The 15,481-nt window shown below is 73.2% G+C and carries 9 protein-coding genes; 4 read left to right on the forward strand and 5 right to left on the reverse strand.

What is annotated here, in order from left to right; translation table 11 throughout:
- Window positions 1-18: 18 nt before the first annotated feature.
- Window positions 19-1,263, forward strand: a complete 1,245-nt coding sequence (gene nhaA / locus QPK52_RS04575; protein ID WP_410535722.1) for a Na+/H+ antiporter NhaA — start codon at window positions 19-21, stop codon at window positions 1,261-1,263.
- Here nhaA and QPK52_RS04580 read toward each other — a convergent pair.
- Window positions 1,217-2,533, reverse strand: a complete 1,317-nt coding sequence (locus QPK52_RS04580; protein ID WP_410535723.1) for a dienelactone hydrolase family protein — start codon at window positions 2,531-2,533, stop codon at window positions 1,217-1,219. The genes nhaA and QPK52_RS04580 overlap by 47 nt on opposite strands.
- A gap of 619 nt (window positions 2,534-3,152) precedes the next feature.
- On the opposite strand from QPK52_RS04580, the gene QPK52_RS04585 reads away from it, so the two are divergent.
- A complete protein-coding gene (locus tag QPK52_RS04585; RefSeq protein ID WP_410535725.1) occupies window positions 3,153-5,258 on the forward strand; it encodes an N-6 DNA methylase in 2,106 nt (701 codons plus the stop codon).
- A gap of 58 nt (window positions 5,259-5,316) precedes the next feature.
- On the opposite strand, the gene QPK52_RS04590 is transcribed toward QPK52_RS04585, so the two are convergent.
- Both QPK52_RS04590 and mgrA read right to left on the reverse strand, forming a co-directional pair.
- Window positions 5,317-6,069, reverse strand: a complete 753-nt coding sequence (locus QPK52_RS04590; protein WP_410535727.1) for a ThuA domain-containing protein — start codon at window positions 6,067-6,069, stop codon at window positions 5,317-5,319.
- 83 nt (window positions 6,070-6,152) lie between these two features.
- Window positions 6,153-7,145, reverse strand: coding sequence for an L-glyceraldehyde 3-phosphate reductase (gene mgrA, locus QPK52_RS04595; protein ID WP_410535729.1), 993 nt, complete (start codon window positions 7,143-7,145; stop codon window positions 6,153-6,155).
- 508 nt (window positions 7,146-7,653) lie between these two features.
- Between mgrA and QPK52_RS04600 the strand changes: the two genes are divergently transcribed.
- Complete coding sequence (locus tag QPK52_RS04600) at window positions 7,654-8,808, forward strand: cellulase family glycosylhydrolase (protein ID WP_410535731.1); 1,155 nt, start codon at window positions 7,654-7,656, stop codon at window positions 8,806-8,808.
- Window positions 8,809-8,899: 91 nt separating this feature from the next.
- Here QPK52_RS04600 and QPK52_RS04605 read toward each other — a convergent pair whose 3' ends face one another.
- Entirely contained in the window at window positions 8,900-10,180 is a 1,281-nt protein-coding gene (locus QPK52_RS04605) for a hypothetical protein (RefSeq protein ID WP_410535732.1), read from the reverse strand.
- A gap of 596 nt (window positions 10,181-10,776) precedes the next feature.
- On the opposite strand from QPK52_RS04605, the gene QPK52_RS04610 reads away from it, so the two are divergent.
- Complete coding sequence (locus QPK52_RS04610; RefSeq protein ID WP_410535734.1) at window positions 10,777-13,215, forward strand: AAA family ATPase; 2,439 nt, start codon at window positions 10,777-10,779, stop codon at window positions 13,213-13,215.
- Window positions 13,216-13,301: 86 nt separating this feature from the next.
- On the opposite strand, the gene htpG is transcribed toward QPK52_RS04610, so the two are convergent.
- Complete coding sequence (gene htpG, locus QPK52_RS04615) at window positions 13,302-15,263, reverse strand: molecular chaperone HtpG (RefSeq protein ID WP_410535736.1); 1,962 nt, start codon at window positions 15,261-15,263, stop codon at window positions 13,302-13,304.
- Window positions 15,264-15,481: the final 218 nt, after the last annotated feature.

The following is a 15,481-nucleotide window of genomic DNA, read 5'->3' on the forward strand; positions in this document are numbered from 1 at the left end:
GCTGGAGACGTCTCCCTCATGTCTGCTGTATCGCGGATAACTGCTGCTCTGCGCTCGGACGCGGTCAGCGGCTCGCTGCTGATCGGTGCCGCCGTGGTGGCCCTGGTCTGGGCGAACTCGCCCCTGTCCCACGCCTACGAGTCGCTGCGCTCCTTCACCTTCGGCCCTGCCGCCCTCCACCTGAACCTGTCGGTCGGGGCGTGGGCCGCCGACGGCCTGCTCGCGGTGTTCTTCTTCATCGTCGGCACCGAATTGAAGCAGGAACTCGTCCACGGCGAGCTGCGCGACCCGCGCCGCGCCGCCCTGCCGATCGCCGCCGCGATCGGCGGCGTCGCCGTGCCCGCGCTGATCTTCCTGGCCATCAACGCCACCACGGGCGGGGAGGCGATCGGCGGCTGGGGCATCCCGATGGCCACCGACATCGCCTTCGCCCTGGCCGTCCTGGCCGTCGTGGGCAGACACCTGCCCACACCGCTGCGCACCTTCCTGCTCACTCTGGCCATCGTTGACGACATGGTCGCCGTCCTGGTCATCGCCGTCGCCTACACCACCGGCCTCGACTTCGCAGCCCTTGCCCTGGCCGCTGCCGGGCTGGCCGTGTTCGGCTACCTGCAAAACGGATCCGGCCGGGCCGTCACCCGCCTGCGCGCCCGGGTGCCGGGGTGGCTGCTGTTCGCGCCGCTCGCCGTCGTGATCTGGGTCCTGACGCACGCCTCCGGAGTGCACGCCACGGTCGCCGGCGTCGTGATGGGCCTGCTGATGCACACCCGCCCCCGCGACGGCGAGAGCCACTCCCCCTCGCACCGGGCCGAGGAGATGCTGCGACCGTTCTCCGCCGGGATCGCGCTGCCGGTCTTCGCCCTCATGGCAGCCGGGGTCTCCCTCTCCGGCGCGGGAGGCTTCTGGACCTCCACCGTCACCTGGGGCGTCCTCGCCGGACTCCTCGCGGGCAAGCTGCTGGGCATCTTCGGCTTCTCCTGGCTGGCCAGCCGCTTCACCAGCGCCCAACTCAACCCCCGGCTCTCCTGGTCGGACGTTGCGGGTATCAGCGTCCTCAGCGCGATCGGCTTCACCGTCTCCCTCCTGATCGCCGAGCTCTCCTACACCACCGAAGCCCATCTCACCGACGCCAAGGGCGCCATCCTGCTCGCCTCCGCCACAGCCTCACTACTGGCCGCCGTGGTCCTCGGGCGACGCAGCCGCCACTACCGCCGTCTCACGCAGCACCATGGCGATGTGGAATCAGCGGGAACACGGGAGTGATAGCCGCGGTCACCCGTACCGCCCCTGGCCGAGCGGGTCGTACACCAGTGGAACGCGCCGCGTGAGTGCGGCCCTTCGCGGGCCGCACGACGGATAAGGGCCTCTCTGTCCGCCCGCCACGGCTGTTCGGCCGCCCCGCCCAGGCGTCCAGCCAGGCGAAGGCGTCGTCCTGCGCACCGGGGGCGAAGACGTGGCCGAGCCCCGGCCGGATCTCCGTGTGGAGGCGGTCCTCCGCGTGCTGGGAGCGCCAGACGGCGCGCAGCCTGCGGTACGCCTTCTCCACTGCGGCGGCGGTGAACAGCGGGTCGTCCGAACCGCCGGTGAGGTAGAGCGGTTTGGGTGCTGCGATGCTCGCCACGTCGGGGAGGTCCAGATGGCGTGCCAGTCCGGGGTGGAGCATGAAGTAGGCGGACTGGCCGCGCAGGGCGTTGTCGCCCGGGACCATCATCTCCTTCAGGCCCGTCATCCAGGAGGCGGCCACCGCCGCGCGGACGTGGTCGGAGAGGGCGGCCGTCTGCCAGGCCCGGTAGGCGCCCATCGAGAAGCCCAGCGCCGCGACCCGTTCCCCGTCCACCTCGGGGAGGGAGGCGAGGAAGGCGGCGGTGCGCTGGTCCTCGCGGGCCATGAGGCCGGCCGGTGAGGAGCCGAGGTTGAACAGGTTGGCGGCCAGCGCCTGCTGGCTTTCGTAGGTCAGCCCCGAGCGGTCGCCCCAGCCGGGGGCGTCGACGGCGAGTACTGCCCAGCCGCGGCGGGCGAGTTCGTCGCCGACGAAGCGCCCGCCGAAGCATCTGTCCGCCCAGGCGCGCGCCGAGGCCAGGCGCTCCCGGCCGTACCAGGGCCGTACGAGCTTCTCCTTGCCGATGTCGAACCGCGAGCCGTGGTCGTGCAGCAGGAGCACCGCCGGGTGGGGCCCCTCTCCGTCCGGCACCAGCATCAGCGCGCGCACCCGGCTCAGACGCGTCACGTTGAACAGGAGGATCCGGCGGCGGTAGCCCTCGGCCCGCCGCTCGTCGGCGATCTCGGGGGCGAAGGGGGTGTCGTCCGGGGGCTGGAGGAGGTGCCGTTCGACCGTGGCACGGGCTGCCTCACGCCAGGTGGGGAAGTCCCGGATCGGGGAGGTTCCCCAGGCCAGGGGGAAGGTCAGCTCGTCCTTGAGGCGCTCGTGGAAGACCGGCAGACCGCCGTCCACCACGGCCGGGGACTCGAATCCCGAGGAGGTCGGGGCGGCGGGGATCGGGGCGGCGGGCTCCCGTCCACCGGGGTGTGTCATGTGTGCGTCCCTCGGCCGTGCGGTCCCGCCGTGGATCGCAGCGGGTCACGGCGGAACCTAGCGAGCGGGCGCGTCTTCGGGCAAGGGCCCCGCTCCCGCCGGTCCGGGAGGGACCGCCCCAGCGGGGAGCCGGTACGGGGAGCGTCAGGTGCGGGCGTCCAGGCGGTGCAGCAGTGAGCCGTCCCTCCCGAAGACGTCCATCAGGCATCCCCGTTCCAGCGAGACGCCTTCCACCTGCACCAGGAAGAAGACGAGCGAGTCCTTCGGCCGGTCGAACCTCCCGGCGTCCGATTCCGTGGCGCGGCTAGGGCATCGGCCGACCCTGACGTTTCCGGGCGGCGGCGTACGCGGCCTGTCCCGTCCGGTCGCCGGCTGCTCCCGTGAGGAACGCCCGCGCTCCGCGGTGACCACCCTCGGCGCACACCTCGGGGTGACCCCTTCTCCGCCCCCCTTCCGCGGGACCGCCGCGCATCGTTCTGTGAACGGTGTCAAACGCCGTAGTAACCTGCCCGGTGACACCGATTGTTCGAATCCCGGCGCTCTCATCGGAGCTTTGGATTCGAACAGCCGCCTGCGGCGCCCCGGCCCGACTCGACCCGACCCGACTTCGGAGATCTCGATGCCTTCAACACGCGCAGTGCCGGTCACCCTCGCGGAGATCGCGCGGATCGCCGGGGTGGGGCGGGCGGCCGTCAGCAACTGGCGGCGCCGGCACGACTCCTTCCCCGCCCGGATCGGCGGCACCGACGCCAGCCCCCAGTTCTCCCTCGCCGAGATCGAGCAGTGGCTCCGGGAGAACGACAAGCTCAAGGAGATCGGGGGACGCGAGCTGCTCTGGCCCGGCTTCGAGGCACTCGGCAGCCGGGACGAGACGGGGCTGGCCATCGCCGAGGCCGGACGGCGGATGCGCGACGGCGAGGTCCCCGCGTCCGTTCCGCCCCTGTCCGATCAGGCCGGGGAACTGGTCGACGAGGCCGTGGCACTGGGACGGCGCGAGGGAGGGCGGGAGGTCTTCGAGTTCCTGCTGCAGCGCTGGCTGGACGCCCACGTACGCCAGGTCAGCGCCAGTCCCCGCCCCCTGGCGGACCTGATGGCCCAGGTCGCCCTGACCGCTCGCCCGGCCCCGTCCGCGGACGGCGGGACGACCGTGCTCGACCCGGCCTGCGGTGCCGGCCATCTGCTGGAGGCCGCCGCACGGACGCAGACGCGCGCGGGGGCGGCCCGGGTCACCCTGCTGGGCTGCGACAGCGATCCGGCCCTCGCCGCACTCGCCGCCGCGCGGCTGGCATTCGTCGTCGACGAGGCGGGCGGGGCCGGCGGGGCCGGCGGGACGGGCGCGGCGGAGAAGCCGGGCAAGAGCGGCAGGACCGGTACGGGCGGGGCGCGGGTGACGGCGGACGTACGGGAGGGCGACTCCCTGCGCGCCGACCCGCACGAGCACGCCGCCGCGGACGTCGTCCTGTGCAACCCGCCCTTCAACGAGCGCGACTGGGGCTACGAGGAGCTCTCCACCGACCGGCGCTGGGTGCACGGCCTGCCGCCGCGCACCGAGTCGGAGCTCGCCTGGGTGCAGCACGCCCTGGCCCGGCTGCGGCCGGGCGGCACCGCCGTGCTGCTGCTGCCGCCCGCCGTCGCCTCCCGCCGGGCCGGCCGCAGGATCCGCGGCGCGCTGCTGCGCTCCGGGCTGCTGCGCGCCGTCATCGCCCTGCCCCCGGGCTGCGCGCAGCCGCACAGCGTGTCGCTGCACCTGTGGCTGCTGCGCGCCCCCGAGGGCACCGGGCCCGCCGAGGACAACGGGGTCCTGCTCGCCGACGCGGCGGCCTCCCGGCGGGCGGCGGCCGGACGCGAGGGCGGGGTGGACTGGGACGCGCTGGGCGACTTCGTGCGGACCGCGGTGGCCGCCTACGGCAGCGGGGCGGCCGAACTGCCGGACTGCGCGCGGCGCATGGCCGTCATCGAGCTGCTGGACGACGAGGTCGACCTCACCCCCGGGCGCCATGTCTCCCCCGCCCCGGGCGGCGAGGAACTCGACCTGGAGGACGCCTGGAGCGGCTTCGGGGAGGCCCTGGCCGGACTGCGCGCCGCCGGGCGGGCGCTGTCCGCCCTGGAGCCGGCCGGGGACGGCGGGGGCGGGCAGCCGAAGACGACCGTGGGCGACCTGGCCCGGGCCGGGGCGCTGACCCTGCGCGGCGGCCAGCAGCCGCCGGACGGGACGGTCCGCAGCGGCGGGCCCGGCGAGGGCGGCCTGCCCCTGCTGACCGTGCCGGACCTGCTCCAGGGCGGCGGGCCGACGGGCTGGCTGCACCCCTCGGACGTCTCCGGCCGCGGGATGCTGGTGGCCATGCCCGGTGACGTGGTGGTGGCCGGAGTGATCCGCGCCTTCGCCGCCTGGGTGCACCAGGGTCCGCCCACGGTGCTCGGCGCCCAGCTGTACGCGCTGCGCGTGGAGCCGGAGAAGATGGACGCCTGGTTCCTCGCGGGCTGTCTGCGCGCGCCCTCCAACGGCCGCCAGGCGGGCACCCACGCCTCCAGCGCCTCGCGGGTGGACGTGCGCCGGCTCCAGGTCCTCCAGCTCCCGCTGGCCGAGCAGTTGCGCTACAGCGAGGTGTTCCGGCGGCTGACCGAGTTCGAGGAGTTCCGCGGGCGCCTGGACGAGCTGGCCTCGCGCCTGGCGCGCGACATCAGCGACGGGCTGGCGACGGGCCGGCTGTCGGCCGGACGCTGATCCGTACGCCGGGGCGCCGGGCCGTACGCCGGGGCGGGCGCCGGGCCCGTCCCGCCCGTCACCGCTCGTACCAGCCCCTCTCGCGCGGCCGCGACGTCCAGGGCACCCGCGCCTTCGCCCGGGCGGCGGCGCTCCCGGCCGGACCTGCCGAACCGGCCGCCCAGAAGGCCGCGTTGGCCAGGACGGTGCGCACGTCCTCGCGGCGGTAGACCGGGTACTCCTCGTGGCCCGGGCTGAAGTAGAAGACCCTGCCGAGCCCGCGGCGGTAGGCGATCCCGCTGCGGAAGACCTCCCCGCCCTCGAAGGAGGAGACGAAGACCAGCTCGTCGGGGACGGGCACGTCGAACGGCTCGGCGTACATCTCCTGCTCGCCGATGACCATCGGCTGCGGCACCCCGGCGGCGACCGGGTGCGTGACGTCGACCGTCCAGACCACCTCGCGGTCGCCGTGGCGCCAGCCGGAGATCCGGCCGCTGGTGCCCGTCAGGGCGCGGAAGACCTTCGACTCCGCGCTGGAGTGGAGGGCGACCAGCCCCATGCCCTCCAGCACCCGGGCGCGCACCCGCGCCACGATCCCGTCGTCCACCTCGCCGTGCCGCTCGTGGCCCCACCAGAACAGGACGTCGGTCTCGTCCAGCGCCGTGCCGCCGAGTCCGTGGTCCTCCTCGTCCATGGTGGCCGTGCGCACGCGCAATTCCCCGTGGGGGGCGAACGCGCCGGCGATGGCGTTGTGCATTCCCCCCGGGTAGACGGCGGCGATCGCCGCGTCGTCCGGCCCGCACTCGGTCCACACCGTCACGGAGATGCCCATGCCCCGCTCCTCTCCCGGACTCCCCCTGGCGCCCGGACTCCCGGGCCGCCGACGGGAGCCCGGGTCCCCCGGGGCGGCCCGGCCTAACGGGCGAGGTGGCTCTCGATCTCGGCGAGTTCGTCGTCGGTGAAGTCGAGGTTGCCGACGGCCGCGACGTTGTCCTCGAGCTGCTTGACGCTGCTGGCGCCCACGAGCGCGGAGGTCACCCGCCCGCCGCGCAGGACCCAGGCGATGGCCGTCTGCGCCAGGGTCTGGCCGCGCCGCCGCGCGATCCCGTCGAGCGCGCGGACCGTGGCGAGGGTCTCCTCGGTGATGCCCTCGGCGTTCAGGAACGGGCTGGCGCCCGCGGCCCGGGAACCGGCGGGGATGCCGGACAGGTAGCGGTCGGTGAGCAGGCCCTGGGCCAGCGGGGAGAAGGCGATCGAACCGGCGCCCACCTCGTCGAGGACGTCGAGCAGGCCGTCCTCCACCCAGCGGTTGAACATCGAGTACGAGGGCTGGTGGATCAGCAGCGGGGTGCCGAGGCCGGCCAGGATGCGGGCGGCCTCGCGGGTCTGCTCGGGGCTGTAGTTGGAGATGCCCACGTAGAGCGCCTTGCCCTGCCGGACGGCGGTGTCCAGCGCCCCCATGGTCTCCTCCAGGGGCGTGTCGGGGTCGGGGCGGTGGGAGTAGAAGACGTCGACGTACTCCAGGCCCATGCGGCTCAGGCTCTGGTCCAGGCTGGCCAGCAGGTACTTGCGCGATCCCCACTCGCCGTACGGGCCCGGCCACATGTCGTAGCCCGCCTTGGTGGAGATCACCAGCTCGTCGCGGTAGGGGCGGAAGTCCCGGGCGAGGTGGCGGCCGAAGTTGGCCTCGGCCGCTCCGGGGGGCGGGCCGTAGTTGTTGGCCAGGTCGAAGTGGGTGACGCCCAGGTCGAAGGCGCGGCGCAGGATCGCCCGCTGGGTGTCCAGCGGCCTGTCGTCGCCGAAGTTGTGCCACAGGCCGAGCGAGACCGCCGGCAGTTTCAGCCCGCTGCGTCCGACACGTCGGTAGGGCATGGCGTCGTAGCGCGCGTCCGCGGCGGTGTGGGTCACGGTGCTCCTCTGCGGGGTGGGCGGGGCCGGCGGGCCGGGTCGGCGATTCGTGATCCGGGTTTCGGAACTCGGGATTCGCAACGCTACACCGCGCCGCCGCCGCACCGGACGGCCGCTCGGGACGCGGGCCCGCCGCGGGCACACGGCACCGCATCCGCCCGTCCGTGGCGAAGCCCCCTGCCGACCCGGGCCGCCGGGGAGGGGGGTGGAACACGGGTGACGCGACTATTGACATGTAGGGAACAACCGGGGCGTCATATGGGGGCGATGTTCGGCGGCCCGTCGAACCGCGCGGGGCCTCGCCGTCGAACGGCGGAGGTCGGGACCACATCCGGAACGATGTGTCCGCATGTGGTTGGACAACGTTGTCAGAAGCTCTGACAACGTTGTCTCACCGGTCTTCCATCCTCAACGGGATCTCCCCGCCCCGCCCGCGGCCACCGGCCCGGGCACCCCCAGGGGCCCGCCCCCATGGGGCCCCTGGGGCAGGCACCTGCCAAGGAGGGACATGCAGAAACGACCCAGAAGGAAACTGCTGGCAGTCGTCACCGCGGCACTCGCCGGCCTGGCCGGCGTGCTGCTGCCGGTGTTCGGCCCGGCCGACGAGGCCGAGGCCGCCACGGGCATCCGCGTCAGCAACGGCCGGGTGTACGAGGCGAACGGCAACGAGTTCGTGATGCGCGGCGTCAACCACGCCCACGCCTGGTACCCGAACCGGACCGCCTCCATCGCCCACATCAAGGCCAAGGGCGCCAACACCGTCCGAGTGGTGCTCGCCAACGGAGACAGATGGACCCGCACCAGCGCCTCCGAGGTCTCCTCGATCATCGGCCAGTGCAAGGCCAACCGGCTGATCTGCGTGCTGGAGGTGCACGACACCACCGGCTACGGCGAGGACGGCGCCGCCACCTCGCTCTCCCGCGCGGCCGACTACTGGATCGGCGTCAAGAGCGCGCTGGAGGGCCAGGAGAACTACGTCGTCGTCAACATCGGCAACGAGCCGTTCGGCAACAACGGCTACGACCGCTGGACCTCCGACACCAGCGCCGCCATCCGGAAGCTGCGGAACGCCGGGTTCGACCACGCCCTGATGGTCGACGCCCCCAACTGGGGCCAGGACTGGTCGAACACCATGCGGAACAACGCCTCGACGGTGTTCAACTCCGACCCCAGGCGCAACACGATCTTCTCCGTCCACATGTACGGGGTCTACAACACCGCTTCCAAGGTCCAGTCCTACCTGAACCACTTCGTCGGCAACCGCCTGCCGATCGTGGTGGGCGAGTTCGGCCACGACCACGGTGACGGCGATCCGGACGAGAACGCGATCATGGCGACCGCGCAGTCGCTCCGGGTGGGCTACCTCGGCTGGTCCTGGAGCGGCAACGGCGGCGGCGTCGAGTACCTGGACATGGTCAACGGCTTCGACCCGAACTCCATGACCGATTGGGGCCGGCGCCTCTTCAACGGCGCCAACGGCATCTCCGCCACCTCCCGGGAGGCGACCGTCTACGGCGGCGGTTCCGGGGGCGGTTCCGGAGGGACCGCGCCGAACGGCTACCCGTACTGCGTGAACGGCAGCGCCTCCGACCCCGACGGCGACGGCTGGGGCTGGGAGAACCAGCGCTCCTGCGTGGTGCGCGGCAGCGCGGCCGACGGCTGACGACTGACGGCCCGCACGCAGGCGGCGTCCTCCCGCCCCGCTTCCGGGACGGGAGGACGCCGCGCGGTTCTCTCCGCGTCCTCGTCCGCTCTCAGCAGGTGTTCCGGCTGGTGTTGTTGAGGGTGAGGTTGCGGTAGGTGATGTTCGTGCCGCAGGGGCTCTCCCTGAGCGAGGTGTTGCTCAGCGTCAGATTCTGCAGGGTGATGTCCCTGTTGCCCGGGAAGTCGCTGCGGGCCGCCAGCCTGACCTCCCCGCCGCCGCTGACCGTGCCGCCCTGGGAGGCGATGGTCACGTTGTAGCAGTTCTCGATCAGGATGGCGTTGCTGCCGGTGTTGGTCAGCGTCACCCGGTCGATGACGGCGCCGCCGCTCTCGGAGACGCAGAAGACCCCGCGCCCGCCGCCGCGGGCGATGACCTCGCCGACGCGGATGTTGGTCGGGTAGCTGCTGCCGACACGGCCGTTGCGGTTGGCCATCCGGAACGCCGCGTAACCGGTGCCGGTGGCGGTGTTGTCGGCGTCGACCCTGCCCACCGTGGCGTTGATCGTGTCATTGAGCAGCAGGCCGGAGTAGCCGACGTTGCGGGCGGTCACCGTCCCGATCGTCAGCCCGTCCACCCCGTAGGTCTCCACACCGTGGTTGCTCGTGCCCGAGACGTAGACGTTGTCGATGCGGATGTTGCGCGAGCGCACCGAGCGGTCGCCGTGGTTGTCGATCCGGACGCCCAGGCCGCCTGAGACACGCATGTCGATCTGGCCGAGCACCACGTTGCTGACGTTGCGCATGAAGATGCCGTACAGCGGGCGGCCGGTGACGGTCAGATGTCCGACCTCGACGTTCGTCGCGCCGCGGGAGTAGATCGGCGCCTGGTCGCCGGAGCCGGAGCCGGTGACGTCGATGGTGCCGCACACGTCGATCGCGGTGTTGCTCGGCAGCGACACCCTGGTCCCGGCGCTGATCGAGCCCGAACCCCGCACCACCACGCGCTCCTTGGAGGAGCGGTTCGGCGTCAGGCTGCCGATCGCGGCCTGCATCGCGTCGCGCATGCTGCTGCCGGTGTAGACGGTGCTGCCGCCCCGGCGCGCGGTCCAGGTGCTTCCGCTCTTCACGGCCTCGGCCTGGTACGAGCCCTCGCCGCAGGCGGCCGCGGCGGCGGCCGGCGCCGCCTGGGCGCTCCGGGACTTCTGCGCGGCCCCGGCCTCCTGCGCCGTCCGGGCTTCCTGGGCCGCCTGCCCGGGATGGTCGGCCCCGGAACGGGGCTCCACCGCCCCGGCCGTGGTGGCCACCGTCGCCAGCATGGCCGCCGTCAGGGCGCCGGCCGCGACCGCGGCGAGTCTGCGCCTCCTGGCGGAGGATGCGGCTCCGCTTCTCATCGTGGACTCCTTCCGTGGGGGGACACTCACCGCACACGGCACGGGGCCGCTCGCGCCGGGCCGGAGGGGGTGACCCGGCCCGGGACGTCCGTCCGGGGGCGGCATGAGGGCCGCACCGGGACGGGAATTCGCGAGAAAAGTACAGTAAGCGCTTTCTAAGTCCGCCAGTATTGCAACGTTTCATTCAGGGGGTCAAGGGGCGTGCGGCCGTTCCCGGAAACGACCACATCGCGGTCTTTTCCCGGAACGAGTCACCGAAGTTCCCGACAGACCACCTCTGACCTGGGGCTCTTTCCGCCCCCTTATCAGGGCCCGCCCGAAGATCCCGCATTTCCGGAACTCCCGCACCGAATAGCGGGCGGATACGGGCGCCCGGAGCAAGCACATTCTTCCGCCGGTTCTCCCGCCGATTCGCCGCATATGCGGTGAACCGAACGGAAAGCGCCCGGACCGGGAAGCCGGCGCGCGGAGGGAGCCCGGCGGCCCCGTGCCGAGTCGCGGATCCCTCCGCCCCGGACCAGACTTGGCGGTGGCCGGGCCCGCGCCGCCCGGCCCCGACCTCTGCCCCCACCCCCGGCACCGCCCAGGTGATCCCCATGCCGATGCCCGTGTTCGGACCGCGGGAGCCGTTCGCCGAACCGCTCAACCGCCTCCTCGGCACCGGCCCCCAGGACCCCCGCCCGGCCGACCGCCCGGTGTCCGCCGGCACGCTCCCGGACGAGTCCGCCCGGGAGCTGCTGTCACTGGCCGCCGGGCGGGCGGCCGCCGACGGCGGCGGGCTGGACACCGGCCACCTGCTGTGGGCCGCCACACGGGTGGGTCCCTCGCGCCGCGTTCTGGCGGACGCCGGGGCGGATCCGGACCGGCTCGCCTCCGACCTGCTCCCGGCCCTCGCCAAGGGCGGCGGCGCCGGGCCCTCCCTGACACCCGCGGCCGAACGTGCCCTGCTGGCGGCCCGTGCGGGCGCCCGCGCCGCCGGCGCGTCCCTGTTCGGCCCCGAGCACCTCCTGGCCGCCCTGCTGGAGGACCCCCGAAGCGGCGCCGGACGGGCGCTGCGCGCCGCGGGCGCCGCGCCCGAGCCGGTGCGCAGGGCTTTCGCCGGCCCGTCCCGTCCCTCCGGCTCGTCCCGCCCGTCCGGCCCCACCCCCGTGCTGGACCACTACGGCCGCGACCTGACCGCACATGCCCGCGAGGGCCGGCTGGACCCGGTGGTGGGGCGCGCGGAGGAGATCGACCAGATCATCGAGGTGCTCTCCCGGCGGACCCGGAACAACCCCGCCCTGATCGGTGAGCCGGGTGTCGGCAAGACCGTGGTCGTGGAGGGCCTGGCCCGGCGGATCGCGGCCGGCGAGGTGCCGCCGGACCTGCGAGGCCGCAGGATCGTCGGCCTGGACCTAGCCGCGCTGGTGGCCGGCGCCCGCCACCGGGAGGAGGTCGAGGAGAGGCTGCGCGCGATCGTCGGGGAGGTCGCCTCCGACGAGCGGATCGTCCTCTTCCTCGACGAGTTGCACACCCTCGTCGGCGCGGGCGCGGGCGCGGGCACGGGCACGGGCATGGGCACGGAGGGCTTTTCCGGCCTCGGCGGCGTCCTGCGAGCCGCGCTCGCCCGCGGCGGGCTGCGCGTCGTGGGCGCCACCACCATCGACGAGTACCGCCGCCACGTGGAGCGGGACATCGCCCTGCACCACCGCTTCCAGCCGATCCTGGTGCCCGAGCCCACCGTCGAGGAGACCGTGCGCATCCTGGAGGGCCTGCGCGGTTCCTACGAGGCCCACCACCAGGTCCGCTTCTCCGACGAGGCGCTGCGCGCCGCCGCCGAGCTCTCCGCACGCCACCTGCCCGAGAGCTTCCTGCCCGCCAAGGCCGTCTCCCTGCTCGACCAGGCCGGCGCCCGCGCGCGGCTGCGCGCTCTCGGCCGCAGCGGCGAGGTCCTGGAGGTCGAGGACCGCCGCGACCTGCTGCGGCGCGAACTCGACCAGGCCCTGGCCCTGGAGGATCTGGAGCGGGCCGCGACGCTGCGCGAGGGCATGCGGGAGCTGGACCTGGAGCGGACCGTCGTCGCCGAGAAGCGCGAGAGTGCCGCCCGGGTGACCGTGGCGGACATCGCCGAAGCCGTCTCCCGCCGCACCGGCGTCCCCGCCGGCCGCCTGGCCCGCGACGAGCGCGAGCACCTGCGGCGCCTGGAGGAGAGGCTGCGCGACCGGGTGGCCGGCCAGGACGAGGCCGTCTCCGCGGTGGCCCGGGCCGTACGGCGGGCGCGGGCGGGGATGAGTGCTCCCGAACGGCCCGCCGCGGCTCTGCTGTTCGCAGGGCCGCCCGGGGTGGGCAAGACCGAACTGGCCAGGGCCCTGGCCGCCGAACTCCTGGGTGACGCGGGCCGATTGGTGCGCTTCGGCACGGGTGCCCTGAGGGAGGGGCGGGGGGAGGCGGGCCGGCTGGACGAGGCCGTACGGCGCAGGCCGCACTCCGTCGTTCTGCTCGACGGGATCGACCGGGCCCACCCGGACGTCCTGGACTCGCTGACGCGACTGCTGGAAGGCGGCCGGCCGGCGGGTGCCCGAGGCCCTGCCGCCGGCTTCCGCGAAACCGTGGTCGTCCTGACCGTCACCGTCGACCCGCGCAGCGTACTGGCCCACTCGGGCGACCCCGGCGCGCTCCGCGCGGAGACCGTGGCGCATCTGCGCGACCGGGTGCGGCCGGAGCTGCTGGAGCGGGTCGACGAGACCGTCTTCTTCCACCCCCTGGCCCGAGGGGACCTGCTGCGCGTCGTCGGACTGCTGCTGGAGGACAGCCGCCGGCTGCTGGCGGCCCAGGGCATCGGCCTGGAGGTCGACCGCAGTGCCCGCGAGTGGCTGATCAACCAGGGCTACCAGCCCGACTCCGGCGCCCACCCGCTGCGCCGCACCGTCCGCACCCACCTGGACGACCGCCTCACCGACCTGATCCTCGACGGGGCCCTGCGCGCGGGCGACACGGTGCTGGTGGGCATCGACGAACACGGTCTGACCTGCGAGGTCGCCGACCGGCACGGGTGAGGGAGCCGTGGCCGGGAACGGCGCCGTGGCCGGGAACGGCGTACGGCCGCCGCCCCGGCCACGGCGCCCGGGCCGTCAGCGGCGGGTCACAGGGACCGCTCCAGGCGCTCGGCCATCAGCCGGGTGAAGCGGGCCGGGTCGCCGGGAAGGCCGCCCTCCGCCAGCAGCGCCATGCCGTGGACGAGTTCGGCCATGCCGTCCAGGTCCGGCGCGGAAGCGCCGTCCGCATGCGCCTTGCGCAGGCCCGTGATCAGCGGATGGTCGGGGTTGATCTCCAGGATGCGCTTGCTCTCGGGCATCTCCTGGCCCATGGCGCGGAGCATGCTGCGCAGGCCGGGCGTCATGTCGTCGGCGTCCGAGACGACGCACGCGGGCGAGACGGTCAGCCGGGAGGACAGCCGCACCTCCTTGACCTCGTCGCCGAGCCGCTCGGTCAGCCACTCCAGCAGTCCGGCGTACTCCTCGCGCTGCCGCTCCCGCTCCTCCCGGGCCCGCTCCTTCTCCTCCTGGGTGCCGAGCTCGGCCTCCCCCTTGGCGATGGAGAGCAGCTTCTTCCCCTGGAAGTCGGGCACCGCGTCGACCCACACCTCGTCGACCGGGTCGGTCAGGACGAGCACCTCAAGTCCCTTGTCCCGGAAGGCCTCCATGTGCGGGGAGCTCTCCACCGCGCTCCGGGACGGGCCGGTGAGGTAGTAGATGTGCTCCTGGCCCTCCTTCATCCGCTCCACGTACTCCTGCAGCGTCGTCGTCTTCTCCGCGTCGTGGGTGGAGGCGAAGGAGGAGGCCGCCAGGATCGCGTCGCGGTTGTCGGGGTCGTTGATCAGGCCCTCCTTGACGACCGCGCCGAACTCCCGCCAGAAGTCCGCGTACTTCTCGGGCCGCGCCGTCCTCATCTCCTTGAGGGTGGACAGCACCTTCTTCGCCAGCCGCCGGCGCATCAGCTGGATGTGGCGGTCCTGCTGGAGGATCTCGCGGGAGATGTTCAGCGACAGGTCCTGGGCGTCGACCACGCCCTTGACGAAGCGCAGGTAGGTCGGGACCAGCTCCTCGCACTCCTCCATGATCAGGACGCGCTTGACGTAGAGCTGCACGCCGCGCCGGTCCCGGGAGAGGACGCCCTGCGGCGGCCGCGCGGGCAGGAAGAGCAGCGCCTGGTACTCGAAGGTGCCCTCCGCCTGGACGCGGATGGTCTCCAGCGGGTCGGTCCAGTCGTGGCTGATGTGCCTGTAGAGCTCGTGGTACTCCTCGTCGGAGACCTCGCCGCGGGGCCGGGCCCACAGGGCCTTGCGGGAGTTGATCGTCTCCGGCTCGGGCTTCCCGCCGCCCCCGCTCTCCCCGTCCCCGTCCCCGTCCTCGGCCTTCGCACCCTCTTCGGCGCCCGCCTCGACCAGGCGGATGGGCCAGGTGATGAAGTCGGAGTAGCGCTTGACGATCTCCCTGATCTTCCAGGGGGCCGTGTAGTCGAAGAGGCGGTCGTCGGTGTCCTCGGGCTTGAGCCTCAGGATGACCGACGTGCCCTGGGGCGCGTCGTCGACCGTCTCGATCGTGTACGTGCCCTCGCCGGTGGACGTCCAGCGGGTGCCCGACTCCTCCCCGGCGCGGCGGGTCAGCAGCGTGACCTCGTCGGCCACCATGAAGGCGGAGTAGAAGCCGACGCCGAACTGCCCGATCAGCGCCTCCGCCGAAGCCGGGTTCCCTGTCTCCCCGGCCTTCTGCGCCTCCTCCAGCTTCCGCACGAACTCCGCGGTGCCGGACTTCGCGATCGTCCCGATCAGCCCCACGACCTCCTCGCGCGACATCCCGATGCCGTTGTCGCGCACGGTCAGCGTGCGGGCGTCCTTGTCGGTCTCGATCTCGATGTGCAGGTCGGAGACATCGGCCCCCAGCGAGTCGTCGCGCAGCGCCTCGATGCGGAGCTTGTCGAGCGCGTCGGAGGCGTTGGAGACCAGCTCTCTCAGGAACACGTCCTTGTTCGAGTAGATCGAGTGAACCATCATCCGCAGAAGCCGGCTGGCCTCCACCTGGAACTCGAACGTCTCGGCCGTCATCGTCGTGGATTCCCCCACCAGTCGTCGTCCGTGCCCGGCGGGCCCCGCGCCGCCGGACGGCGCGGGGCCCGCCGGGAATGCCTTTCCCTGCGATGTTATGCCGGACGGGCCGCCGGTCCACGCACACCGGATGGCGCCGGACCGGCCGCCGGCTCAAGCACCGGACGGGGTTTCCGTGGAACCCTGACGGGATTCCGTGAACCGTGGGTGAGGAACGC

This window comes from Streptomyces sp. KL2 (genome assembly GCF_046529545.1).
Taxonomy (GTDB): Bacteria; Actinomycetota; Actinomycetes; order Streptomycetales; family Streptomycetaceae; genus Streptomyces; species Streptomyces radiopugnans.